The following is a 23,940-nucleotide window of genomic DNA, read 5'->3' on the forward strand; positions in this document are numbered from 1 at the left end:
GATCAGATGAACACCATTTCGACGACCATCAGGCCGACTTCTTGTCGTCCTTGATTTCCTCATAGTCGGCATCGACCACACCGTCGTCGGCCTTGCCGCCTTCGGAGCCGCCTTCCGCCTGCTGGGCCTCATAGATGGCCTGGCCAAGCTTCATGGATGCTTCCATCAGCGTCTGGGTCTTGGCCTGGATGTCATCGGCATCCGGCTCGGAGGCTTCGATCGAGGCCTTCAGGCCGGCAATTGCATCCTCAATGGCCTTGCGGTCGGTTTCGGAAACCTTGTCACCATATTCCTTCAGCGACTTTTCCGTCGAATGCACAAGGCTTTCGGCCTGGTTCTTGGCTTCCACCACCGCACGACGCTTCTTGTCGGCTTCGGCATTGGCTTCGGCGTCCTTCACCATCTTTTCAATGTCGGCGTCAGACAGACCACCGGAGGCCTGGATGCGGATCTGCTGTTCCTTGCCGGTGCCCTTGTCCTTGGCCGATACCTGCACGATGCCATTGGCGTCGATGTCGAAGGTGACTTCGATCTGCGGCATGCCGCGCGGTGCTGGCGGAAGGCCAACGAGGTCGAACTGGCCGAGCAGCTTGTTGTCAGCCGCCATTTCGCGCTCGCCCTGCGATACGCGGATCGTCACGGCCTGCTGGTTGTCGTCAGCAGTCGAGAAGGTCTGGCTCTTCTTCGTCGGGATCGTCGTGTTGCGATCGATGAGGCGCGTGAAGACGCCGCCGAGCGTTTCGATGCCGAGCGACAGCGGGGTCACGTCGAGGAGCAGAACGTCCTTGACATCGCCCTGCAGAACGCCGGCCTGGATGGCGGCGCCGAGTGCGACCACTTCATCCGGGTTGACGCCCTTGTGCGGCTCCTTGCCGAACAGCTGCTTGACGACTTCCTGGACCTTCGGCATGCGGCTCATGCCGCCCACCAGAACCACTTCGTCGATTTCAGCAGGTGTCACGCCGGCATCCTTCAGGGCTGCCTTGCACGGTGCGATGGTGCGCTGGACGAGATCATCGACCAGGCTTTCGAACTTGGCGCGCGTCAGCTTCATCGTCAGATGTTTCGGGCCGGAAGCATCTGCCGTGATGAAGGGCAGGTTGATTTCCGTTTGCTGCGACGAAGACAGCTCGATCTTTGCCTTTTCAGCAGCTTCCTTCAGACGCTGCAGAGCCAGCTTGTCGCCCTTCAGGTCGATGCCCTGATCCTTCTTGAATTCGCCTGCAAGATACTCGACGAGGCGCATGTCGAAATCTTCGCCGCCGAGGAATGTGTCGCCATTGGTCGACTTTACTTCGAAGACACCATCGCCGATTTCGAGAACCGAGATATCGAAAGTTCCGCCGCCCAAGTCGTAAACGGCGATTGTCTTGCCGTCCTTCTTGTCGAGACCATAGGCGAGAGCTGCCGCAGTCGGCTCGTTGATGATGCGCAGAACTTCAAGGCCTGCAATGCGGCCGGCATCCTTGGTGGCCTGGCGCTGGGCGTCGTTGAAGTAGGCCGGAACGGTGATGACGGCCTTTTCGACCTTTTCGCCGAGATAGGCTTCTGCCGTTTCCTTCATCTTCTGAAGGATCATGGCCGAGATCTGCGAAGGCGAATAGCCCTTGCCGTTTGCCTTGACCCAGGCATCGCCATTGTCGCCGCGCGAAATTTCGAAGGGAACGAGGCCCTTGTCCTTCTCGACGGTCGGGTCTTCGTAGCGGCGGCCTATGAGGCGCTTCACTGCAAAGAGCGTATTGGTGGGGTTGGTGACTGCCTGGCGCTTGGCCGGCTGACCGACGAGGCGCTCGCCATCGTCCGAGAATGCCACCATAGACGGCGTCGTGCGTGCGCCTTCAGCGTTTTCGATGACCTTCGCGTCCTTGCCGTCCATTACGGCGACGCAGGAATTGGTGGTGCCAAGGTCGATACCAATTACTTTTGCCATTTTCTTCTCTCTCCTTAAAGCGAACCGTCGGAACCCCCTGAAAGGCATTCCGCTGACAGTTCCTCAACTGGGAATTTGCCGCAGCATCTGCTGGCGTCATGCGGGGTATATAAGGACCGGTTTTTCCGACTGCAAGGCGAGAAACGGCCTGCAGACCAGCAAAAATAAGCGTTTGGAAGGTTCCGGGTGCTCGCGGACTACTGGCCCATGATGATGTCGTAAAGCGTTGTGCGGCGCGGAGCGGCATGTGCGGGTGCCCCACCAATGTCGGCGGGCGGCACGGGGCCTGATCCAATGTCGCCCGGCGGCACCGGATTGTCGGTGGGGCCGCGATATTCGCGGTAGTCGCGCACCGGTAATTCGCCCGGTGCGGCACCTGCCGGAACGGCAGCTTCATCATCGGCCGGTGCATCCGGTGCCGGTGGATAGTGGTCCACCGAGGGGCCGGGCAATACGCCGGATATGAGATCGCCGATCGACATGGAGGAAGGTTGCTGCGGTGCCGCCGGCTGGATGCCGACACCAAACAGCGGCGTTGGCCGATAACCATCGAGCGCTGCCGTCATATAGGTCTTCCAGGCCTTCGCGGGCAGGCCGCCGCCAGTTACCTTCTTCATCGAGGTACCGTCATCATTGCCGAACCAAATGCCGGTGGTCAGCGTGCTGGTATAGCCGACGAACACTGCATCGCGAAAGGATTGCGTGGTGCCGCTCTTGCCGGCGGCCTGCCAGTGGGCAAGCTGGGCTGCCCGGCCCGTGCCCTCCGTCATCACCCGGTTCAGCATGCCGTTCATGCTGGCCACCAGCGGTTCGGAAAGCACGCGCGGCGGGTTGGAATAATCGGCATCGTAAAGAACCTTGCCGCTCGCATCGGTAATGCGCGTCACCAGATGCGGGGTGGCCTTCAACCCGCCATTCATGAAGGGGGCGTAGGCCGCCGTAAGCTCGACCAGCGAAACCTCCGATGTGCCGAGCGCGATCGAGGCATTCGACTGCAACTCCGATTCGATGCCCAGGCGATGCGCCATGCTGATGACGGGCTTTGGTCCCACCTGCATGACCAGTTGTGCGGCCACCGTGTTGAGCGAATGGGCCAGTGCGGTAGACAGTGTCACCTCGCCGCGAAACTTCTGGTCATAGTTTTCCGGCGTCCAGTTGCCGATTTTCACCGGACCGTCCATCATTCTCGTGTCAGGCCGATAACCGGCTTCCAGCGCTGCCGCATAGACGAAGGGCTTGAAGGCCGAGCCCGGCTGACGCTTGGCCTTGAAGGCGCGGTTGAACTGGCTCTGCGCATAGTCGCGACCACCAACGACGGCGCGCACTGCGCCGGTTGCATCGATCGAGACGAGTGCGGCCTGTGATGCGTTCAGCTTGCCGCCTTCGCTTTTCAATATTTCCGTCAGGGTCTTTTCGGCGCTTTTCTCCAGCCGCAGGTCAAGGGTCGTCTGCACAGAGATATCGCTCTTGACCTCGCCGAGCAGAGACTTCACCTCATCCATCACCGCGTCGGCGGCATAATGCTCGGCGCCCGACCAGTAGCTGCGCGCCTTGGTCGGCGGCTGCGACATGGCGGTCTTCACCTCATCCTCGGTAATATAGCCTTCCTCGAGCATGGTCCCGAGAACGACCTGCGCGCGGGCTTCGGCGGCGGCCGGATCGCGTGCGGGGGAAAGCCGAGTCGGCGCCTTCAATAGGCCCGCCAGCAATGCGGCCTCGCCGAGGTTCACCTCACGCGCCGATTTGTTGAAATAGCGCCGCGAGGCCGCCTCGACGCCATAGGCGTTCGAGCCGAAGAACATGCGGTTTAAATACATGGCAAGGATCTGATCCTTGGTAAACTTCCGCTCCAGCCAGATGGAGAGAAGCACTTCCTGGATCTTGCGCTCGAATGTACGTTCCGGCGACAAAAACAGGTTCTTGGCGAGCTGCTGGGTCAGTGTCGAGCCGCCCTGGATGCTGCGTCCGGTCAGATTGTTGACGAGCGCGCGGGCCAGACCCAGCGGGTCAATACCGAAATGCGCGTAGAAGCGCCGATCCTCGATGGCCATCACCGCCTGCGGAATGAAGGGCGACATTTCCTCCAGCGCCAGCGCTTCGCCGCCGGTTGCGCCACGATTGGCAATCAGCGTTCCGTCCAGTGCGGTAATCTTGACGTTGGGCGGACGGCCGGGAATGGTCCAGGTGCTGGCGCTTGGCATCTGCGCGCCGTAATAGAGTACAAGCCCGCCCCCGCCGATGCCGGCCCAGATGCCCAGTACGATGCACCAATAAACGAGCGAGCGAATGGCGCCGAAGAAGCCGCCGCTGGATTGGCGCTTGCGCCGTGACGTGGCAGTGCGGGCAGGCTTTGGCATGTCGTCGCGCTTGCGCCCGGATGCCTTGGCCGCTTCCTTTCCCGATCCGTGGCCGACAATGCGTTCGCCTGCCTCCAGACGCAGATCGTCTGAGGCTTTTTCGTTGCCAAATGAAGGCTCAACGCGTTGGCGCGGTCTGTTTCCCGATGCCATGGACTGTGGTTATGCTCCCCAATTGCCTGCAATAAGCGCCCGGCCTGCCATATGGCTTTCGGGCGTTTCTGGCCGATCCGCGGATATTTCAGCAATCTGCGTGGGAACGCAAAAGCTTAACCGTCCGTTGAATGCCGGATGCAGGTTAAATGCGGCGATTTAAGGGGGCGTTAAGGCAGGCGGAATACTGGGTCCGATCTCGCGGCCCGCGCGACAGGCCAGCGCCGTAGGTGATGGATAGGGATGAGATGAATACTTTCATGCATTGCCGTTCTGGATAAAATCGCGCCAGGATGGCTTTGCGTATTGCTAGCTTAAGTATGTGCTAAATCATCTATGATTAATTGCAGTTGCCATGTGATGGCCGTCCAATACAAATAGTTCGGCTGGAAACACGCGTTCGTTCTCGTGGTTGAGGAACGTACCGCACGCATGACAGAAGTCAGCTTGCGTTTCCGGTGGTCAATAGCAGGGGGCTGTAGCATTAACCGGCAGGGGGGAAGCTGCCGAAGTTGGAGGTTATCGTGCGCACACAGACTGTGAGACGCCCCGTCAACCCGGATCAGCTCTCTTTATTGCAGCAGGTCTTCGATGCAGCCTGCGCCCAGCATCAGATCAGTAAATCGAGCGCCGATGGCGAAGCGCTTGCGCTTATTCTCGTCAATTCCCTGCAGAAGGGGATGAACGAGAAGGAAGCGCTGGCTTCGCTGGCTGAAACGCTGGCCCAAAGTCGATAGTCCCACGGCGCAGCATGAAACAGTCTCACCATCAGGCGGGATCTTCTGCCGGATGGGTTACGTGCGGCATGGAACCTAATTTCTCTTCGCCAGTTGATGGTCGTCAGTGCTGACATGCAGCGCCAGACATTTCATCGACAGACGAGGAGACCTTGAATGGTAGATTCCGCAGGCATGGGCTTGGCCCATAACCGCATAGACCGTGCCGTCAGCGAGGCCAACGACGCTGTAACGGCCGAGATTTCCGCATTGCGCGCCGAAATTGCCAGCATCCGCTCCACGTTGTCGGATTTTGGCATGCATGCCTATGAAAATGTTGCGCGCAGTGCAAATCAGGCCGCAGACTACGTGCAGGATGAGGCGACCACCGTTGCTGGCGTCATCCGCGGGCATCCCGCCACCACCACGACGCTGATGGCGCTGATCGGCGGCATCGGCTTTGCCATCGGCTATCTGGTTGCATCGACATCGATGGAACAGAAGCAGGCCTGGTACAGCCGCTATTGTTGATCAGGGTCAGCCTGTTTCTCCTGGCACACGTCGACCCAGATGGCGGAGGTCAGTTCCGCCATCCTTTCGGGCGCAATGCGCACAGCGGCATTGATAGCGCCGGCGGCCGGCACTACCAGATCAAATTTCCGTAGCGACTGGTCGCAGTAGACCGGCAGTGGATGGGCAAGCCCGAAAGGGCACACGCCGCCAACGGGATGGCCTGTCTGAATGACCACATCCTCGGCACCCAGCATGCGCGGCTTTGCCCCGAAGCGATCGCGGAACTTGCGATTGTCAAGGCGGCTATTGCCTGAGGCGACAATCAGCACCACGTCATCACCGGCGCGCACGCATATGGATTTGGCGATCTGATCCGGATCTACACCATGCGCCAGGGCTGCAAGCGGCACGGTCGCGGAGCTTTGCTCCGTCTCTATGACGTGAATATCCGGGGCCTTGGCGGCGAAGAAATCTTTGACGGTTTGCAGGCTCATTGTGAAAGCCTAGCCCTGCACAGGCGCCTCGGCAAGACGCGAACAGAGCTATGCGTAAAATGCAATGCTGCGGTGCAAAAAACCGTCTGTTTTTTGGGCGCATCCCCTGTATATTTCAATCATCGCCAGACGCACTCCTCCTCCCAGCGAATGGCGACGGGACTAGCAACACCTCCTCCTCCCGGTTGCTGGTCAGTTTCAAGAAGCCCGGCGCACCTCCTCCCGCGCCGGGCTTCTTTCGTTTTCCGGGTTGGATGATTCGTGTAAATAGGCGCTTCAGCCTCTTGAAGTGCGAGCGTGCCGCAGGCGCAAGGCCTTGTGCGACCTTGACATTCGCAGGCGGCAAACGCTACTTCAGCGCATCGATATTTGTTTGACAAGCGGCACTGCAGCGCTGAATGCGCTTTATGACGACCTTTCTTCAAATACGAAATCCGCGTTGCGCCCGTCAGGTGCGCAACAGTTTTGAACGTTGCGAGAGAAAGGAATCGTAATGGCTACTGGTACTGTAAAATGGTTCAACGCCACCAAGGGCTTCGGCTTCATCCAGCCGGACGACGGCGCACAGGACGTATTCGTCCACATTTCTGCTGTTGAGCGCGCCGGCATGGGCAGCCTGAACGACGGTCAGAAGATCTCCTACGAACTGGTGTCCGACAAGCGTTCGGGCCGTATGTCCGCAGACAACCTGCGCGCCGCCTGATCCTTTCAAGGATCGTCGGAAAGCCAAAATCGAAATGGCGCCCTTGCAATCGCAGGGCGCCATTTCCATTTAAGGATTAAGCGGCAGGACGATGCTGTGCCGGCGATCACACCAGATCGCGCCGTTCATCAGGAGGTGCGAATATCTTTACCGGATATTAACCTTGCTGGGAGACGATGAAGGTACAGGCGGTGGTGATGAACCGGCGCCGTCGAAATGCCAAACCCGTTTCGTGTTTGACCACGGATGTACTGGCAGAGATTGAGGCGGGAATGAAAGGTCGGGCTTGTCCCGGCCTTTTTGCTTTTCAGGCGCTTTCTGCATTGAGCAAAAAGCGCCTTTCTTCAGCGCGATTGCTGCTCAGAGCGCCGCCAGAATGCGGATCCACGACCGGATGCCCTTGTGGAAGGAATTCAGGTCGTATTTTTCATTCGGCGAATGGATGCGGTCATCGATCAGGCCATAACCGACCAGCAGCGAATCCATGCCGAGATAGGTCTGGAAATCACCGACGATCGGGATCGAGCCACCCATGCCCACGACAACGGCAGGGTTTGGCCATTCATCCGACAGGGCAGCCTTTGCCTTGGTCAGCACCGGCGAATCATAGGCAAGCTGGATGGCCGGCGAGCCACCGTGCTCCTGAAACGCCACGCTGCAATCGCTCGGGATCTTCGAGGTCACATAGGCGCGGAAGCTGTCGCGGATCTTTGCGGGGTCCTGGCTGCCAACCAGTCGGAATGAAATCTTTGCGGATGCCTTGGCGGCGATCACCGTCTTGAAGCCTTCACCCGTATAGCCACCCCAGATGCCGTTCACCTCGCAGGTGGGCCGCGCCCAGGTCAGTTCGAGAACGGAGCGGCCCTGTTCACCGGATGGTTGCGACAGGCCTACTTCGCCGAGGAAAGACTCTGCCGTGCGGCCAAGCGTTTCCCAACTCGCCTTGATATTGGTCGGTGTCTCCTCCACGCCATCATAGAAGCCGTCGAGCGTCACGCGGCCGGTCTCGTCGCGCAGGCCGGCGAGGATTTCGGTGAGAATATGGATGGGGTTGGCCGCCGCGCCGCCGAAAAGACCCGAATGCAGGTCGCGATCGGCAGCCGTCACGGTGATTTCCTCGCCAACCAGGCCACGCAGCGTGGCGGCAATTGCAGGCGTTTCCGGGTCCCACATGCTGGTATCGCAGACCAGCGCATATTCGGCCTTCAGTTCCGCCGCATTGGCTTCGAGGAATGGCTTCAGCGATGGCGAACCGGATTCCTCCTCGCCCTCGAACAGGATGGTGATCTTGACCGGCAGCGAACCCTTGATCTCCTTGTAGGCGCGGCAGGCCTCGAGGAAGGTCAGCAACTGCCCCTTGTCGTCGGATGTACCGCGGCCCGTCAGCACCTTGCGGCCATTGCCGATATCCTTCACCTGCGGATCGAAGGGATCGTTTTCCCAAAGCTCCAGCGGATCGACCGGCTGGACGTCGTAATGGCCGTAAAACAGCACATGCGGTGCATCGGGTTTTGCTGCCTCATGATGGGCAACCACCATCGGATGGCCGGGCGTATCGCGCACCGAGGCGCTGAAGCCCAGCTCGCTCAGCACCGTCACCAGCCAGTCGGCCGCCGTGCGGCATGCAGCCTTATAGGCCGGGTCGGTGGAGATGGAGGGAATGCGGACAAGCTCGAACAGCCGGTCGAGGCTCGATTGCAGATTGCGGTCGGCCTGGTCGAGAACGGGGGATAAATCGGTCATGCGGGAATCTGCCTTGCGAAAAATGGTTCGACGCGCAGGACGTTAGACCCTTCCGGGCACCGAGAAAACCATTAAGGGGCGAAATTCTGCCCGGCGCTCAGGCTCGCTCGGTGTTGCGCGCATTGGTGATCGCCATACGCATATATTCCAGCAGCAATTCGCGCTCGAAGCGACGAAAGCCTGCAAAGATCTCGTCATCAGCCTGGGCGGCGGCCTCTGTTGCCATCTGTTCCAGCTCGCGTCCCCGGTCGCTCAGCGAGATAATCTGGGCGCGTCGATCGCTGGGGTGCGGCCGGCGCAGGATCAGCCCGTCGCGTTCCATGCGCGCCAGCGTGTTGGCAAGGGTTGCCTGCTCCACCTCCATGCGGTCCAGCAATTGGCGCTGGGTGAGGCCGTCCTCATGCCAGAGTGCGAGAAGAACCGGAAACTGGCCGGGCGAGAAGCCGAGCGCTGCGGCACGCCTCTGGAGCGCCCGCGACAGGCCCTTGGCCAGCTGGCTGGTAAGATAGAGTGCTGAATCGGAGCGTTCAAAGCCCATGGCAGGCGATAATCCTCTGCCCGTTGCCGACAAAACGAAACTGAAGCACGCAATAAACAATGTCTCGGCAAGGATGGTCTCCCGCCCAAGCCGCCAGCCAATCCCGATTGAGGGTGATTCGCAGAGCAGCTGGAAATGGATAGCATCGTATCCTTCGCCAAGACCATCGGTAAGAGCGTGTCTTTCGAAAAGAAAATGCGGTGAGGGCAGGAACCGCCACGGCCGGGGAGGGGAACGGCCGTGGCGGGAAGGGAAGACAAAGGCCCGGAGAGGGGGGAAGGCCTTTGTCCGGCCTGACGTGGCGGGGGTCTGCCAGCTGTCAGGCTGCGGCGTGATCAGTCGCCGGTGATCTGGAAATGGCGTTCGAAAATGGCGGTTTCAAGAGAAGCGCCGATGACGAATGTGTCACATTGCGGTGATGACGGGTAGCCGTGAACTCTTGGGTCACAATGCGGCGCGGCCGCGGATTTTTCTCCTGCCATCCGGCGCCCCGCGATGGACCTTTGCGCCCCGTCGCGCTATCCATCGCCGATGAAAAAAGGCGATCACCTCTTCCTCGTCGATGGTTCCGGCTTCATCTTCCGGGCCTTCCACGCTCTTCCTCCGCTGACGCGCAAGACCGATGGTCTGCCGGTGGGCGCAGTCTCCGGTTTCTGCAACATGCTGTGGAAGCTGCTGACCAATGCGCGCGACACCAGTGTGGGCGTGACGCCGACGCATTTTGCGGTGATCTTCGACTATTCGTCCAAGACTTTTCGCAAGGAACTCTACGCAGATTACAAGGCCAACCGTTCGGCGCCACCGGAAGAACTGGTGCCGCAATTCGGCCTGATCCGCCAGGCAACCCGCGCCTTCAACCTTCCCTGCATCGAGACTGATGGTTTCGAGGCCGATGATATCATCGCCACCTATGCAAGGGCGGCCGAAGCGATCGGTGCCGATGTCACCATCATCTCTTCCGACAAAGACTTGATGCAACTGGTCACCGCGACTGTCCATATGTACGACAGCATGAAGGACAAGCAGATCGGCATTCTCGATGTCATCGAGAAATGGGGTGTCGGCCCCGACAAGATGATCGATCTGCAGGCGCTGGTTGGCGATTCGGTCGATAATGTGCCCGGCATTCCCGGCATCGGCCCAAAGACTGCAGCCCAGCTGCTGGAGGAATTCGGGGACCTGGAAACGCTGCTGACGCGCGCCTCCGAGATCAAGCAGGTGAAGCGCCGCGAAAGCATCATCGCCAATGCCGAGCTTGCCCGTCTTTCGCGACAGCTCGTGGAGCTGCGCACCGACGTGCCGCTCGACATGCCGCTCGATGCGCTCGTCCTGGAACCGCAGGATGGACCAAAGCTCGTCGCCTTCCTCAAGGCGATGGAGTTCGGTACGCTGACGCGCCGCGTTGCAGACGCCTGTGATTGCGATGCGAGCGTGATCGAACCCTGCGACATCCAGGTGGAATGGGGGGCTTTGGCCCGTGGCCCGGATCTCGATCCGGTCAATGAACCATCGCAAGCGCAGGAGAGCGAGGGCACGCCCTCTTCAGCAGGCGCTGCTCCGACGAAGCCGGCAGGCGAGGGCGCCAAGGCTGTAGAAATTGCCGCTGCCCGTCACGAGGCGTTTGCGACCGCCAAGATCGACCACGCGTCCTATGTGACCATTCGCGATGTCGAAACGTTGAAAAGCTGGATTGCCGCTGCCCGCGAGACAGGTCTTGTGGCGTTTGACACGGAAACCACTTCGCTTGATCCCATGCAGGCGGAACTGGTCGGCGTGTCGCTGGCTATCCAGGACAATGCCCCCACACCCGCCTCGACCGGCATTCGCGCCGCCTATCTGCCGCTTGCCCACAAGAGCGGGGCCGACGATCTTTTCGGTGACGGGATCAAGCTTGTCGATGGTCAGGTGCCGATGGGAGAGGCCCTGGCGCTGCTCAAGGATCTGCTGGAGGATGTCTCTGTGCTCAAGGTGGCGCAGAACCTCAAATATGATTACCTCGTGATGAAGCGACACGGCATCATCATGGCCGGTTTTGACGATACCATGCTGATTTCCTATGTGCTGGAAGCCGGCCAGGGCACGCATGGCATGGACTCGCTGTCGGAGCGCTGGCTTGGACACACGCCGATCCCCTACAAGGATGTGGCGGGTTCGGGCAAATCGGCAGTCACCTTCGATCGTGTCGATATCGACAAGGCAACCACCTATGCCGCAGAGGATGCGGATGTGACGCTGAGGCTCTGGCTGGTGCTGAAGCCGCGTCTTGCTGCAGAAGGCCTCACGCGCGTCTATGAGCGGCTGGAGCGGCCGCTGGTGCCGGTTCTGGCGCATATGGAAGAGCGCGGCATCACCATTGACCGGCAGATCCTGTCGCGGCTCTCCGGCGAGCTGGCGCAGAAGGCAGCAAGCTTCGAAGACGAGATCTACGAGCTTGCCGGCGAGCGTTTCAATGTCGGCTCGCCCAAGCAGCTCGGCGATATCCTGTTTGGCAAGATGAGCCTGCCCGGCGGGTCCAAGACGAAGACCGGGCAATGGTCCACTTCCGCGCAGGTGCTGGAGGATCTGGCAGCCCAGGGCTTGGAACTGCCACGCAAGATCGTCGACTGGCGCCAGCTGACCAAGCTGAAGAGCACCTATACGGATGCGCTGCCATCCTATGTGCATCCGCAGACCAGGCGTATCCATACCGGCTATTCCATGGCCGCTACTTCCACGGGGCGGCTCTCCTCGTCGGAGCCGAACCTGCAGAACATTCCGGTGCGCAATGCCGAAGGCCGCAAGATCCGCACGGCCTTCATCTCCACCCCCGGCCATAAACTGCTTTCTGCCGATTACAGCCAGATCGAACTGCGCGTGCTGGCGCATGTGGCGGATATCCCGCAGCTGCGCCAGGCCTTTGCTGATGGCGTCGATATCCATGCAATGACGGCATCGGAAATGTTCGGCGTGCCGGTGGATGGCATGCCGGCTGATGTGCGCCGCCGGGCAAAAGCCATCAATTTCGGAATTATTTACGGCATTTCGGCCTTCGGCCTTGCCAACCAGCTGTCCATCGAGCGCTCTGAAGCCGGCGAATATATCAAGAAATATTTCGAGCGCTTCCCCGGCATCAAGGATTACATGGAGGCGACGAAGACCTTCGTGCGCGAGCATGGCTATGTGGAAACCATTTTCGGCCGTCGTGCGCATTATCCGGAGATCAAGTCATCCAATCCTTCTGTCCGCGCGTTCAATGAACGGGCCGCGATCAATGCGCCGATCCAGGGTTCGGCGGCCGATGTCATTCGCCGTGCGATGATCCAGATCGAGCCGGCGCTGGCGCAGGCAGGGCTTGGCGAAAAGGTGCGCATGCTGTTGCAGGTGCATGACGAACTCATCTTCGAGGTGGAAGATGAGGCAATCGATGCGGCATTGCCGGTCATTGTCCACACCATGGAACAGGCGGCTCTGCCGGCGCTTTCCATGCGGGTACCGCTGAAAGTGGATGCCCGCGCCGCCCTGAACTGGGACGAGGCCCACTGAGGCCCTCTGGGGTGCATGCGAAGTGCTGGTCGCATTGGAGCAGGTTACTGCGTTCTTGTGTAGAGCGATTGGAGCGCCGTTCCCAGCAGGCGTTCTGCATAACAGGTTGCCGAGCGGCGGCTTGCCGCCGACAGATGCAATTCGTCGCAGCGCCGCCCCACGGTTTCCAGGATGAGATTGGCGATGCCCTCTGCCTGATCGACATCCGCATTCTCGGATGTGTCCATGGCGAGTGCCAGAGCTGACATCGAGATGATTTCCAACGCCACCATGCGCGATTCAAGGTCTCTCAAGGCATCAGGATAGACAGCATTATTGTTCAGTGTTTCTGGCATTCTGCTACCCTCCACTTCAACGCAAACTCACGCAGTGTGCCTATTTTCATTGTAGGGCTGTAAAGAGACCCATTCTACTCGGAAATTGAGGGGGTCAATGCATCTTTTAATAGTAAAATTAGACGATCTGCAGCCAATTTCACCGCGCCGCTATTGTCGATGGTTTCCACATGGTAGTCGCCACGCACGGTGAGGGAACCGCGTTGGAGTCGTGCCATGATATCCTCTCGGCTTTCGCGTCCCCGTGCAACGAGCCGTTCGGCCAGGATCTCCGGCCGCGCCGTGACATTCACCACAAGAAGATCGGCATAGGCCTGCCTGAACAAGGGGAGCGCCGAGCGCGAGCCGTTGGCTACAAGGCAAAGGCCGGCACGCAGCTGATCGAGCGTGTGGCGGGGAATGCCGTATCGCAGGCCGTGTGCTGCCCAGGAAACGGCAAAGCCGCCGTCTCGCTCACGGGCCTCGAACTCGGCTTCGCTCAGGCTTTCATGATCCTCGCCACCGGCCGATGCCGAGCGGGTAATGGCGCGGCGAACGAAGCGCAGGCCGTCATGGTCCTTGAAGTGCTCGGCGGCGCACTGGATGAGCGTATCCTTGCCGACACCACTCGGTCCAACCACCACGATCATGCGGCCTGCCGGTCTGGATGACGCTGCCTCGTCAAGCATCAGGCAACCCGCTTGCCCTGGCGCCACACGGCACGGCTGACCGGCACGCCCTCAGCGCGCTTGACGCGGACCAGATCGGCCCGAAGACCCGGCGCAATGCGGCCGCGATCGTCAAGGCCAACGGTGCGGGCCGGTGTGGCACTGACCATCGCGACCGCCTGTGGAAGGCTCAGGCTATCGATGGAATCGCTGAGCACGAAAGGCGCGTGCAGCAGGCTGAGCGGCACGTAATCGGACGACAGCACGTCTAGCACGCCCTGTTCCGCCAGATCACGCGCAGCGATATTGCCGGAATGCGAGCCGCCGCGCACCACATTCGGGGCGCCCATCAGCACACTCATACCCGATGCATGCGATGCCTGTGCAGCCTCGATACTGGTCGGGAATTCGGCAAGCCGCACGCCGTGGCCACGCGCCTCTTCCACATGCGCAAGCGTTGCGTCGTCATGGCTTGCAACAGTAATGCCAAGGGCTGCGCATCGCGCGGCGAGCGCATCGCGGTTGCGGGCCGAATAGCTGGCCGAGGCCTCCATCCGTCGCTTGACAAAGGCATCGAAGGCCGCGTCGCTCAGGCCGCGCTTGCGCTTATAAAAGAAGATATATTGCTCCAGTTTCTGGAACTGCCGTTGGCCCGGCGCGTGATCCATCAAGGAGGCGAGGCGCACATTGGCATCGCCCTCGAAATCGGAAAACTGGTCGAGCACATCGGCGCAGGGCACTTCGCAGCGCAAATGGATCAGATGTTCGGCCCGCAGCCGGCCCTCTCTCTGGGCGGTTTCTATGGCACTGGCGAGGTGGTGCATGGTGCCCCTTTCGAAGCCGCCTTCCTCATCGAAGCCCAAGCGTAGACAATCAAAGACCGTCGTGATGCCGGAGGTGGCGATCTGCGCATCATGCGCCTGAATGGCTGACATCACATCCCAGCGCACACCGGGCCGCGGCGAGCAATGGATCTCCAGGTGATCCGTGTGCAGTTCTACCAGACCCGGAAGCAGGAAATCGCCCTCCAGGTCTTCTCCAGCCTTTGATACGCCCTCGCTGATATCGGCAATCAGTCCATCGCGGATCAGTATGGAGCCTTTGATGATCCGGTCTTCCAGCACGATCCGGGCATTGGTGAGGATATGTTCCGTGGTCATGGGGTGGTCTCGTCCTCGATGGCAGCGCTGCATAGCGCCCTGTGCCGTTGAATGGTGAAGGGTGCGCCGGCCTGTGTTTCGACAAACAGCGCCAGATGGGCAATGGCCAGTGGCTGGCCTGTAAAGGCGGCAAAGCGCTGTTCCAGCAGGGAGCGCATCTGCGGCTGTCGTTCGTCTGAAACCGGGCCGGTCAGCGTCATATGAAAGCGAAATTCATCGAACACATAAGGATAGCCCCAGCGCTCCAGATGACTGCGCTGGTTCTGCGTCATCCGTTCGGGTTTGCGGCGGGCAATATCGGCCGCAGAAAGCGGCGCACGAAACGGTTCGAATGTCTCGACGATCCGGGCGCAGAGCTGATCGACATCCTGTGATGACCCGCCGGGGACGAGCGCGAAGAACGGCCCAAGCTGCGAGAGAACAAGGCTGTCGATGCGTGCCGCAGGCGTTGTCGCGCAGAACCGGTCAAAGGCTGCAAACAGCATGTCCGGCGATTGCGATGGGGCAAGCGCAAAGGGTGCCTTCAGCGTCGCATGAAAACCGTAGCGGCGGGGATCGGCCGTTAGATCCCGCCAGTCTTCGACAGTCAGTCCTTCGATGTCCGGGGAGGGCAGGGTGTTGTCCGAAAAAGCATGGCGACCGAGCCAGGTCGAAGCGGCGACCGTCAGCGGATCGTTCTGCGGCGGGGAGAAATAGAGAGCGTAGCGCATACGGGCGGGAATCACTTGTTGCTGGCGTGAGTGTAACGGATCATTGCGCCGTCGCTACCGCAAACCTGTGACAGGAACGTGTTCATGCCACAGGGCCCGCTTGTCCGTCATGCAACCAGATCGGCACTCCAGGCATTGAAGGATCAAACAGGAGACAGGATCATGGATGCGACCCTCATTTTATCGAGCTTCATCGCCGTCTTTGCCGCAACTGGCGTTCTGACGGCCTATTGGTACGCCCAGTAAAAAGGCGCCACCGAAGGTCGGCAGCGCCCGCAAACTATCAATGATGCGTGCTCAGTGCGCGCCTGACATATCGCCGAGAACCACCTTGGACGCGACAGTTGAATCCGCGTTCAGCTTGTAAACCATCGGTACGCCGGTCGCGAGATTGACGCCAAGGATCTGCTCCTTTGTCAGCTTGTCCAGCACCATGACCAGCGAGCGTAGCGAATTGCCGTGCGCGGCCACCAGAACGGTTTCGCCACGCAACACGCGCGGCAGGATTTCGGTGAGATAATAGGGCCAGACGCGGGCGCCCGTATCGCGCAGGCTTTCGCCGCCCGGTGGCGGGATGTCGTAGGAACGGCGCCAAATATGCACCTGCTCTTCGCCCCATTTGACGCGGGCGTCATCCTTGTTGAGACCGGACAGATCGCCGTAATCACGCTCGTTGAGGGCCTGGTCGCGAATGGTTTCCAAGCCGGGCTGGCCCACCTTTTCCAGAACGATATTGCAGGTATCCTGCGCGCGCTTCAGAACCGAGGTGAAGGCGATATCGAACTTGATGCCGGTGTCGGCCAGAGCCTGGCCGCCGGCGGTGGCTTCTTCCACGCCAAGCGGGGTCAGTTCCGGGTCTCTCCAGCCGGTGAACAGGTTCTTCAGGTTCCAGTCGCTCTGCCCGTGGCGAACGAGGACGAGTGTTCCGCTCATGAATTCCTCCGAAATGAATGCGGTCAGTGGGAAAGCCCGAGAACATCGAGCATGGAATAGAAGCCGGGCTTTTCAATGCGTGCCCAGAGGGCAGCAGCAACCGCGCCACGGGCAAAGATCGACCGGTCGAGCGCCGAATGCGATAGCGTCACCAGCTCACCTTCACCGGCAAATATGGCGGAATGTTCGCCGATCACCGAGCCGCCGCGCAGCGTGGCAAAGCCGATCGTGCCTTGAGGCCGCGCACCGGTATGGCCATCGCGCACCCGCACAGATTGGGTCTTGAGGTCGATGCTGCGGCCCTTGGCGGCCGCTTGCCCGAGCAGAAGTGCCGTGCCGGAAGGCGCATCCACCTTGTGCTTGTGGTGCATTTCCAGAATTTCGATATCCCATTGGGCGGAAGGCAGGGCCTTGGCTGCCTGCTCCACCAGAACGCCGAGAAGGTTGACGCCAAGGCTCATATTGCCCGACTTGACGATCCGCGCATGGCGGGCAGCGGCGGCGAACTTTTCCTCATCCGCCTCCGAGCAACCCGTGGTGCCGATCACATGGACGATGCGCGCCTGGGCGGCAAGCCCGGCAAATTCCACACTGCCGGCTGGCGAGGTGAAATCTATGACACCTTCGGCATGCAGAAAGGCTTGCAGCGGATCGGATGTAATGGGAACGCCCATAAAGCCGGAGCCTGAAAGTTCACCAGCATCCTTGCCGATGAAGGGCGAGCCATCGCGTTCGATTGCCGCATGAAGTTTGACGCCCGGCGTATCCTGGATCACCCGGATGATGGTCTGTCCCATACGTCCGGCAGCGCCCACGACCACCAGCTTCATGTCATGCTCGCTCATGTGGGATCAGGCTCCATTTGGTATGACTGTCGGATCAGACAGGGGACTGCAGATTGTTGAGGCGAGCGTAGAGCCCGTCCGGGCGGCGCGCAAGGTTCTCGTGAGAGCCTTCCTCGACCACCCGGCCTTCCGCCATGACGACGATCTTGTCAGCCTTGACGACGGTGGAAAGACGATGGGCAACGACGACGACGGTGCGCCCGTGCATGGCCGTATCCAGAGCCTTCTGGACGGCGGCTTCCGATTCGTTGTCCAGCGCCGATGTCGCCTCGTCGAGCAGCAGAATGGGTGCGTTGCGCACCAGCGCGCGGGCAATCGACAGGCGCTGGCGCTGGCCACCGGAGAGTGTCACGCCGTTTTCGCCGACGGGTGTGTCGTAACCGGCCGGCTGGGCCAGGATGAAATCATGCGCATAGGCAAGCCTTGCGGCCTCTTCCACCTCGGCATCGCTTGCTTGTGGGCGCCCGTAACGGATGTTGTCGCGGATAGTGCCTTCAAATAGGTAGGGCTGCTGCGACACATAGGCGAGGTGCTGGCGCAGGGAGGATTTGGTGACGGTTGCGATATCCTGGCCGTCGATCAGGATCGTACCTTCCACTGGATCGTAAAAGCGTGGAATGAGCGAGATGATCGTTGATTTTCCGGCACCGGAAGGACCGACCAGCGCCGTCGTCTTGCCACCTTCGGCGACGATATCGACATTCAACAGGATCGGATGGCCATCGCCATACTGAAAGGAAACGCCCTTCAGCTCGACCTTGGCCTCTGTTACCACCAGATCCTTAGCATCGGTGATTTCTCGCTGCTGTGGCTGAAGATCCAGAAGCTGGTAGATCATCCGGGCATTGACGACGGCGCGCTCCAACTGAACCTGCAGCTTGGCAAGGCGGCGGGCCGGATCATAGGCCATCAGCAAGGCGGCGACGAAGGCAAAGAAGGCGCCCGGCGGCACGCCATCATAGATGGAACGGAAGGCGGCATAGCCCAGAACGCTGGCAATCGAGAAACCGGCAAAGGTTTCTGTCAGCGGCGAGGTGCGCTCGGTCAGCCGCGCGATGCGGTTGGCCCGGTTTTCGGCCGCGCCGATAATGCCGTTGACCTTGTTGCTCAGCTCCTGCTCCATCGTAAACGCCTTGACGATGGAAATGCCCTGGATGGTTTCCTGCATGGCGCCGAGAACATGGCTGTTCAGCTCGACGGATTCGCGCGTGGCGCTGCGCAGGCGCTTGGACACGTAGCGCAGGGCATAGAGCAGCGGCGGCGCCACGGCAAATACTATCAGCGACAGGATCGGGTCCTTGCTGATCATGACGCCGATCAGGGCAATCAGTGTCAGGAAATCGCGGGCGGTGGAGGTCACCGTCAGGTTCAAGACGTCGCGAATACCGTTGACGTTCTGGCTGATCTGGGCTGCCAGATGCGCCGAGCGGGATTCGCTGTAGAAACCGACGGAAAGCTTCATCAGATGGGTAAACAGCCTGCGCTGGTAGACGGCGACGATATTGTTGCCGATCTTCGACAGCGTCACCGCTTGGCCGTAGGTTGCCAGGCCGCGCAGCACGAAGGCCGTGAAAATGGCGGTACAGATCAACAGAACGAGATCGGCGCGCTTGTTGGCAAAGGCCTCGTTGACCACGGATTCCATGATCCAGGCGGTAAAGGCCGTGGACAGGGCAACAACCACAAGGCAGAGGATGGCAAAGGCATAGCCGGCCATGTGCTCGCGGCCATTTTCCGCAATGATGCGCTTCAGAACACCTGTAATGGTGCCGGAATCAATCTGGCGCTTGCGTTCATCGGCAGTTTCGACGGCTTTCAACAAGACGTTCCCATATCAGATCGCGACGATGGTGCCGCGCGTGGCGGTCTTAAACAGTCATGGCAGCTTTTGCTAGCGCGCCGCACAGATTAACGACGGCTGTTGCATTCGGGTACGATTCGAAAGCACGCCCTTGCGGCGCATAGTCTCATGTTCTCCAGCGTCTGCCATCGGTCGATAGGCCAAAATAGCCAGGTGATCTTGCATAGGCGGCAAGGCCGGCCAGGGCTGCCTGCGGATGCGAAACGATGAAGGTGGGTATCTGCCGCATCATGGCCGCGTGCGGAGCCTTGTCTTCGAAGGCAGCGCGGAATTCCGGCCTTTTCAGCGCCGGTACGATTTTCTGCGAAATGCCGCCGGCCAGATAGACGCCGCCTTTGGCCATCATGATCAGCGCCATGTCGCCTGCCAGACGTCCCAGATAGGTGACGAACAGGCTGAGTGTTTCGCCAGCCTGGCGGTTTGCACCGGAAAGGCCCTGTGCGGTAATGTCTGCCGGATTGGCATAGACCGGCTCGACGCCATCGGCCATGCAGATGGCGCGGTAGAGATTGACGATGCCCCGTCCGCAAAGGATCTGTTCGCCGGCCACGCGGCCCTCGATGCGTTCGATATGCGGGAAAACCTGGAGATCGCGGGCGCTGCGCGGGCCGATATCGACATGGCCGCCTTCGCCGGGCACGGGAAACCACATATCCTGCGCATGCAAAAGCCCGGCAACGCCAAGCCCGGTGCCCGGCCCGAGCACGACGCGGGACGCCATGGGGGCATGTGTCGCCTCGCCGATCGGATCTCTGTATTCGGCCGGCAGCGAGGCAACGGCCAGCGCCTGCGCCTCGAAATCATTGATCACCAGCACATCGCTGAAGCCCAGTTCCGCAATCAGCTGCCTGGGTCGCACCACCCAGTCGCAATTGGTCAGCGGAATGTCATCGCCCTCGATTGGCCCGGCCACAGCCAGAATGGCCGAACGCGGCTGCTGCGACGTTTTGCCGAGGACCTGCGACTGGATTGCCGCATCGATACTGGCAAAATCCGCCGTCTGGATATTGGGGAATTGCTGTGGCTCCGAATGGGAATCGTTCAAGATCCAGAAGCGGGCATTGGTGCCGCCAATATCGCCGATCAGGATCGGAAAGGCCGGCTTGTCACTCTCGAACGCGTTTGCCATCCAGGGCTCCGTCCTTCACGTCTATTGGAAATCGATCAGCTTCTCGGCCGTGGCGCGGTTGAGCGCCATCGGAATGTCGTAAACGGTGGCCAGTCGCGTCAGCGCCTTCACATCCACGTCATGCGGCAGGGGTGTCAGGGGATCTGTGAAGAAAATCAACATTTTCACCTCGCCGGTGGCAATCAATGCGCCGATCTGCTGGTCGCCGCCAAGCGGCCCGCTTTTCAGCCGCGTCACATCGAGGCTGGGGCAGGCTTCCTGCACGCGCCCGCCGGTGGTGCCGGTTGCCACGATCCGGAAACCGGATAGCGCTTTTTCATGCAGCTTGGCGAATTCCGCCATTTCCGTTTTCTTCTGATCATGCGCAATCAGTGCAATGCATGGCTTGTCCGACACGGCCCCGTCCCTCGGATGTCCTCTAACCTTCGGTTTTCTATACCGAACAACAGGCGCAAGGAAAGGCTTTAAAACGATTTATATCAAGGCAGGCCGGTTGCGTCTTGGCCTCAGTTGGCAGGGCGTGGTCGCGGCATGGGTGCAGTGTCCGACAGATCATCCGGTACTGTGCCCGGCGCGTCTTCCAGGGTTTCAGCGGGCGCGGCAGGGGCCTTGTAGGCCGCCGAGACCGAGCGATTGGCCGGTGCCGCAAGCACGGCAGCGCAGGCCGGCGGAAGGTCCGATACCATCATCGGTCGCGGCGGCGGTGGCGGCTTTTTCGTTGGGTCGGCAGGCTTAGGCTTGGCCCAGGGTTCCGGCGTGAACCACCAGGCTAGAGATTTGTCACAGCCATCGCCGGCCGTCACCGGCGCCTGCGCCTTGCAGCTTGCCATGCCGGGCGGGCATTCGAGGCGAATATGGAAATGCTCGTCATGTCCATAGGCCGGGCGCACCTTTCCGAGCAATGCGCGATTGCCGGTCCAGGTTTCGCAGAGCCGTTTCTTGATGGCGGGATTGACGAAGATCCGCTCGACATCCGGATAGGCGGCAGCCGTCATCACCAGTTGCGCGGCCGTTGGCGTGAACTTCCGGCTGTCGACGGTCAGGAACTTGCTCTTGTCGAGCATGGAAGTGAAGGGTTGGGTCTCGCGCTGCTCCGGTGTCAGGCGCCGTTGCGGCATTGGCGTGAACCAGATGTCGACATCCAGGCCCAGCTGGTGCGAGGCGTGGCCGGATGGCATTGGCCCGCCGCGGGGCTGCGACATGTCTCCCACCAGAATGCCCTGTCCCCAGCCAAGGCGTGCAGCATCCTGCGAAAGACGCTCCAAGAGCGCCACGGTCTGCGGCATGCCCCAGTGCCGGTTGCGTGACAGGCGCATGGCCTGCCAGTTCGGTCCGTCGTCGGCCAGTGCGACGGCGCCGGAGACGCAGCCCTTGGCATAGGATCCGAATACCTGGGGCACGCCGCCAGTGGGCAGTGTGACGCTGCCGAAAGCCTGCTTGGCCGGCTGGTCGGCAAAAGAGAGGCCGGGCAGGGCAAGACCGGCCAGAAGGACAAGGGTTCCTAACGCAAAGGGACGGGACGATCGGGGTAAATTCGGCATGGGCTCTTAACTACCTGCAAGCGGGCGGAGCCTTGGCTTCCGCTGATTTGCGCCCACCCTAAACTGATTTGCGCTGGTTTTGAATCGGTGGCGCCGTGATCAGGGCAAGAGCAAGGCTTGCCGATAAAAAGCTTGTGAGCGCTTCGCACTGTATTTTAGCCAGTTTTTGCCTATCATTGCGATCACCTCGAAAGAACAAGGGAAAAACTGTATGCCATTGGCGCATCTGCGAACCGGTTTCCTCATGCTGGCAACTGCCTTTGCGGCACTGCAGCCCATGGCGGTACTGGCCCAGGAACAGATCTGGCGCCATGCCATCTCGGTGCTGGAGGCGCCGAAACTGCCGGCGGACTTCAAGCAGCTACCCTATGTCAATGCGGATGCACCCAAGCAGGGCGAGCTGCGAATGTCCGCCAATGGGACCTACGACAATTTCAATCCGCTGGTCGACAAGGGCAATCCTGCAGTCAGCCTGGGCCTCTTATACGACACCCTACTTTCTGCCTCGGAAGATGAGATTGGCGTGAGCTACGGCTTGCTTGCGGAAGCCCTGACCTATCCGGACGATCGCTCGTCAGTGACTTTCCGTCTTCGAACGCAGGCCAAATGGGCGGACGGTCAGCCGGTGGTGCCGGAAGACGTGGTGTTCAGCTTCAACAGCGCCAAGGCCAACAGCACCACCCTTGCCAATTACTATCGCCATGTCGTTGCCGCCGAAAAGACTGGCGAGCGTGAGGTCACCTTCCGCTTCGATGAGAAGAACAACAAGGAACTGGCAAAAATTGTCGGCGACTTCCCGATCCTGCCCAAGCATTGGTATGAGGGCAAGGATGCGCAAGGGAATGCCCGCGATATTTCTCAAGGCAGCCTTGAGCCCCCCTTGGGGTCCGGCCCATACAAGATCGGCGCCTTCCAGGCAGGCTCGACCATTCGCTATGAGTTGCGGGACGATTATTGGGGCAAGGACCTGCCGATCAATATCGGCCAGAACAATTTCAAGGTCATTTCCTATACCTATTTCACCGACTACGACGTGGAGCTTGAAGCCTTCCGGGCAGGCCAGGTCGACTACCGCCAGGAAGTCAGCGCCAGCCGCTGGGCGACACGATACGACTTTGACGCGGTCAAAGACGGTCGCGTCAAGCGCGAAGCCTTGCGCAACGAATTTCGCGCTCGTGGCGTCATGCAGGCCTATGTGCCGAACCTGCGCCGCGACACGTTCAAGGATGCCCGCGTTCGCGAGGCGCTAAACTATGCCTATGATTTCGAGGACCTGAACAAGAACCTCGCCTTTGGCGGACTGAACCGCGTCGACAGCTTTTTCTGGGGCACGGATCTGGCCGCCAAGGGCCTGCCGGAGGGTCGTGAACTGGAGATCTTGAACGGGCTGAAGGATAAGATCCCGGCCCGCGTTTTCACCGAGCCCTATGTCAATCCGGTCAATGGTGACCCGCAAAAGGTGCGTGATAATCTGCGCAAGGCGATTGCGCTTTTGAAGGAGGCCGGCTGGGAGCTGAAGGGCAACCGCATGGTGAATGCCAAGACCGGCCAGCCAATGAGTTTCGAGATCCTCCTCAATAGCCCTTCGATGGAAAGGACTGTTCTGCCTTACGTGGCAAGCCTGAAGAAGATCGGCATCGATGCCAGCATCCGCACCGTGGATTCCTCGCAATATGTGAACCGTGTCCGCAGCTTCGATTTCGACATTGTCTTCGGCGTCTGGGCGCAGACGATGAACCCCGGAAGCGACCAGCTGGTCTATTGGGGATCGGCCGCTGCCAACCAGCCGGGCTCACGAAATCTCGCCGGCATCGCCGATCCTGCGGTGGACGGACTGATCCGCCTTATCATCTCGGCACAGACACGGGAGGATCAGGTGGCGGCGGTGCATGCGCTCGATCGCGTGCTGCTTGCCAACCACTTCGTCATTCCGATGTTCTATTCCGGCGAGACCCGCATCGCCTATTGGGCAAAGCTTGCGCATCCCGATCCGCTGCCGGAATACGGCATTGGCTTTCCCAACCTCTGGTGGGCCAAGTGAGGTCTTTCGCAAACGCCTTGCGTTTCGCCGGTCCGCCGGTCCATGAGAGTTGCCACGTGATTCCCGTCC

At 60.3% G+C, this 23,940-nt stretch carries 20 protein-coding genes; 5 read left to right on the top strand and 15 right to left on the bottom strand.

The genetic code is table 11. The features are described 5' to 3' along the window. Positions 1-28: 28 nt before the first annotated feature. Complete coding sequence (gene dnaK, locus E8M77_RS05495) at positions 29-1,930, bottom strand: molecular chaperone DnaK (protein WP_137129618.1); 1,902 nt, start codon at positions 1,928-1,930, stop codon at positions 29-31. A 197-nt stretch (positions 1,931-2,127) separates the two neighbouring features. Beyond that, positions 2,128-4,440: a transglycosylase domain-containing protein gene (locus E8M77_RS05500; protein WP_137129619.1), complete on the bottom strand. Its 2,313-nt coding sequence runs from the start codon at positions 4,438-4,440 to the stop codon at positions 2,128-2,130. A 524-nt stretch (positions 4,441-4,964) separates the two neighbouring features. Here E8M77_RS05500 and E8M77_RS05505 point away from each other — a divergent pair. Together E8M77_RS05505 and E8M77_RS05510 are read left to right on the top strand one after the other, a co-directional pair. Then, positions 4,965-5,177 (top strand): hypothetical protein, encoded by a 213-nt coding sequence (locus E8M77_RS05505; RefSeq protein ID WP_137129620.1) that lies wholly within the window; start codon positions 4,965-4,967, stop codon positions 5,175-5,177. A 156-nt stretch (positions 5,178-5,333) separates the two neighbouring features. Continuing rightward, on the top strand, positions 5,334-5,687 hold the full coding sequence (locus E8M77_RS05510) for a hypothetical protein (protein ID WP_137129621.1): 354 nt from the start codon (positions 5,334-5,336) through the stop codon (positions 5,685-5,687). On the opposite strand, the gene E8M77_RS05515 is transcribed toward E8M77_RS05510, so the two are convergent. Continuing rightward, a complete protein-coding gene (locus E8M77_RS05515; protein ID WP_137129622.1) occupies positions 5,678-6,163 on the bottom strand; it encodes a YbaK/EbsC family protein in 486 nt (161 codons plus the stop codon). The two genes, E8M77_RS05510 and E8M77_RS05515, sit on opposite strands and share 10 nt — an antisense overlap. Positions 6,164-6,656: 493 nt before the next feature. Between E8M77_RS05515 and E8M77_RS05520 the strand changes: the two genes are divergently transcribed. Beyond that, the gene (locus tag E8M77_RS05520; protein ID WP_137129623.1) at positions 6,657-6,866 is read left to right on the top strand and encodes a cold-shock protein; all 210 of its coding nucleotides are present in this window, start codon (positions 6,657-6,659) and stop codon (positions 6,864-6,866) included. A gap of 360 nt (positions 6,867-7,226) precedes the next feature. Here the strand turns inward: E8M77_RS05520 and E8M77_RS05525 are convergent, their stop codons facing one another. Next, positions 7,227-8,609 carry a dipeptidase gene (locus E8M77_RS05525; RefSeq protein WP_137129624.1) on the bottom strand — a complete coding sequence of 461 codons (1,383 nt, stop codon included), beginning with the start codon at positions 8,607-8,609 and terminating at the stop codon, positions 7,227-7,229. Positions 8,610-8,706: 97 nt separating this feature from the next. Next, complete coding sequence (locus E8M77_RS05530) at positions 8,707-9,147, bottom strand: MarR family transcriptional regulator (protein WP_137129625.1); 441 nt, start codon at positions 9,145-9,147, stop codon at positions 8,707-8,709. A 531-nt stretch (positions 9,148-9,678) separates the two neighbouring features. Here E8M77_RS05530 and polA point away from each other — a divergent pair. Then, a complete protein-coding gene (polA, locus tag E8M77_RS05535) occupies positions 9,679-12,669 on the top strand; it encodes a DNA polymerase I (RefSeq protein WP_137129750.1) in 2,991 nt (996 codons plus the stop codon). Between the two features lie 44 nt (positions 12,670-12,713). On the opposite strand, the gene E8M77_RS05540 is transcribed toward polA, so the two are convergent. The 10 genes from E8M77_RS05540 to mepA form a co-directional block, all read right to left on the bottom strand. Beyond that, complete coding sequence (locus tag E8M77_RS05540; protein WP_137129626.1) at positions 12,714-13,004, bottom strand: hypothetical protein; 291 nt, start codon at positions 13,002-13,004, stop codon at positions 12,714-12,716. Between the two features lie 74 nt (positions 13,005-13,078). After that, positions 13,079-13,672: a phosphonate metabolism protein/1,5-bisphosphokinase (PRPP-forming) PhnN gene (gene phnN / locus E8M77_RS05545; RefSeq protein ID WP_246659137.1), complete on the bottom strand. Its 594-nt coding sequence runs from the start codon at positions 13,670-13,672 to the stop codon at positions 13,079-13,081. Next, the gene (locus E8M77_RS05550) at positions 13,672-14,811 is read right to left on the bottom strand and encodes an alpha-D-ribose 1-methylphosphonate 5-triphosphate diphosphatase (protein ID WP_137129627.1); all 1,140 of its coding nucleotides are present in this window, start codon (positions 14,809-14,811) and stop codon (positions 13,672-13,674) included. Before E8M77_RS05550 ends, phnN begins: the two co-directional genes overlap by 1 nt. Next, positions 14,808-15,521 carry a DUF1045 domain-containing protein gene (locus E8M77_RS05555; RefSeq protein WP_137129628.1) on the bottom strand — a complete coding sequence of 238 codons (714 nt, stop codon included), beginning with the start codon at positions 15,519-15,521 and terminating at the stop codon, positions 14,808-14,810. Before E8M77_RS05555 ends, E8M77_RS05550 begins: the two co-directional genes overlap by 4 nt. A 297-nt stretch (positions 15,522-15,818) precedes the next feature. After that, on the bottom strand, positions 15,819-16,454 hold the full coding sequence (locus E8M77_RS05560) for a 2,3-bisphosphoglycerate-dependent phosphoglycerate mutase (RefSeq protein ID WP_137129629.1): 636 nt from the start codon (positions 16,452-16,454) through the stop codon (positions 15,819-15,821). A 23-nt stretch (positions 16,455-16,477) separates the two neighbouring features. Continuing rightward, positions 16,478-17,299, bottom strand: coding sequence for a 4-hydroxy-tetrahydrodipicolinate reductase (gene dapB, locus E8M77_RS05565; RefSeq protein ID WP_137129630.1), 822 nt, complete (start codon positions 17,297-17,299; stop codon positions 16,478-16,480). A 34-nt stretch (positions 17,300-17,333) separates the two neighbouring features. Next, complete coding sequence (locus E8M77_RS05570) at positions 17,334-19,118, bottom strand: ABC transporter ATP-binding protein (protein WP_137129631.1); 1,785 nt, start codon at positions 19,116-19,118, stop codon at positions 17,334-17,336. 148 nt (positions 19,119-19,266) lie between these two features. After that, positions 19,267-20,289, bottom strand: a complete 1,023-nt coding sequence (locus tag E8M77_RS05575; protein WP_137129632.1) for a glucokinase — start codon at positions 20,287-20,289, stop codon at positions 19,267-19,269. A gap of 21 nt (positions 20,290-20,310) precedes the next feature. Beyond that, positions 20,311-20,685, bottom strand: a complete 375-nt coding sequence (locus tag E8M77_RS05580; protein ID WP_137129633.1) for a methylglyoxal synthase — start codon at positions 20,683-20,685, stop codon at positions 20,311-20,313. 110 nt (positions 20,686-20,795) lie between these two features. Further along, positions 20,796-21,830, bottom strand: coding sequence for a penicillin-insensitive murein endopeptidase (mepA, locus tag E8M77_RS05585; protein WP_137129634.1), 1,035 nt, complete (start codon positions 21,828-21,830; stop codon positions 20,796-20,798). A 244-nt stretch (positions 21,831-22,074) separates the two neighbouring features. Here mepA and E8M77_RS05590 point away from each other — a divergent pair, with 244 nt between their 5' ends. Continuing rightward, positions 22,075-23,871 (top strand): extracellular solute-binding protein, encoded by a 1,797-nt coding sequence (locus tag E8M77_RS05590; RefSeq protein ID WP_246659147.1) that lies wholly within the window; start codon positions 22,075-22,077, stop codon positions 23,869-23,871. Positions 23,872-23,940: the final 69 nt, after the last annotated feature.

The sequence above is a fragment of the Rhizobium sp. FY34 genome, from assembly GCF_005222845.1.
Classification (GTDB): domain Bacteria; phylum Pseudomonadota; class Alphaproteobacteria; order Rhizobiales; family Rhizobiaceae; genus Neorhizobium.

Coding starts and splice junctions, on each gene's coding strand:
- mepA (WP_137129634.1), bottom strand. CDS start 21,830: ATGCCGAATTTACCCCGATCGTCCCGTCCCTTTGCGTTAGGAACCCTT.
- dnaK (WP_137129618.1), bottom strand. CDS start 1,930: ATGGCAAAAGTAATTGGTATCGACCTTGGCACCACCAATTCCTGCGTC.
- polA (WP_137129750.1), top strand. CDS start 9,679: ATGAAAAAAGGCGATCACCTCTTCCTCGTCGATGGTTCCGGCTTCATC.
- E8M77_RS05575 (WP_137129632.1), bottom strand. CDS start 20,289: ATGGCAAACGCGTTCGAGAGTGACAAGCCGGCCTTTCCGATCCTGATC.
- E8M77_RS05590 (WP_246659147.1), top strand. CDS start 22,075: ATGCTGGCAACTGCCTTTGCGGCACTGCAGCCCATGGCGGTACTGGCC.
- E8M77_RS05525 (WP_137129624.1), bottom strand. CDS start 8,609: ATGACCGATTTATCCCCCGTTCTCGACCAGGCCGACCGCAATCTGCAA.
- E8M77_RS05555 (WP_137129628.1), bottom strand. CDS start 15,521: ATGCGCTACGCTCTCTATTTCTCCCCGCCGCAGAACGATCCGCTGACG.
- E8M77_RS05550 (WP_137129627.1), bottom strand. CDS start 14,811: ATGACCACGGAACATATCCTCACCAATGCCCGGATCGTGCTGGAAGAC.
- phnN (WP_246659137.1), bottom strand. CDS start 13,672: ATGCTTGACGAGGCAGCGTCATCCAGACCGGCAGGCCGCATGATCGTG.
- E8M77_RS05500 (WP_137129619.1), bottom strand. CDS start 4,440: ATGGCATCGGGAAACAGACCGCGCCAACGCGTTGAGCCTTCATTTGGC.
- E8M77_RS05530 (WP_137129625.1), bottom strand. CDS start 9,147: ATGGGCTTTGAACGCTCCGATTCAGCACTCTATCTTACCAGCCAGCTG.
- E8M77_RS05510 (WP_137129621.1), top strand. CDS start 5,334: ATGGTAGATTCCGCAGGCATGGGCTTGGCCCATAACCGCATAGACCGT.
- E8M77_RS05520 (WP_137129623.1), top strand. CDS start 6,657: ATGGCTACTGGTACTGTAAAATGGTTCAACGCCACCAAGGGCTTCGGC.
- E8M77_RS05540 (WP_137129626.1), bottom strand. CDS start 13,004: ATGCCAGAAACACTGAACAATAATGCTGTCTATCCTGATGCCTTGAGA.
- E8M77_RS05560 (WP_137129629.1), bottom strand. CDS start 16,454: ATGAGCGGAACACTCGTCCTCGTTCGCCACGGGCAGAGCGACTGGAAC.
- E8M77_RS05515 (WP_137129622.1), bottom strand. CDS start 6,163: ATGAGCCTGCAAACCGTCAAAGATTTCTTCGCCGCCAAGGCCCCGGAT.
- dapB (WP_137129630.1), bottom strand. CDS start 17,299: ATGAGCGAGCATGACATGAAGCTGGTGGTCGTGGGCGCTGCCGGACGT.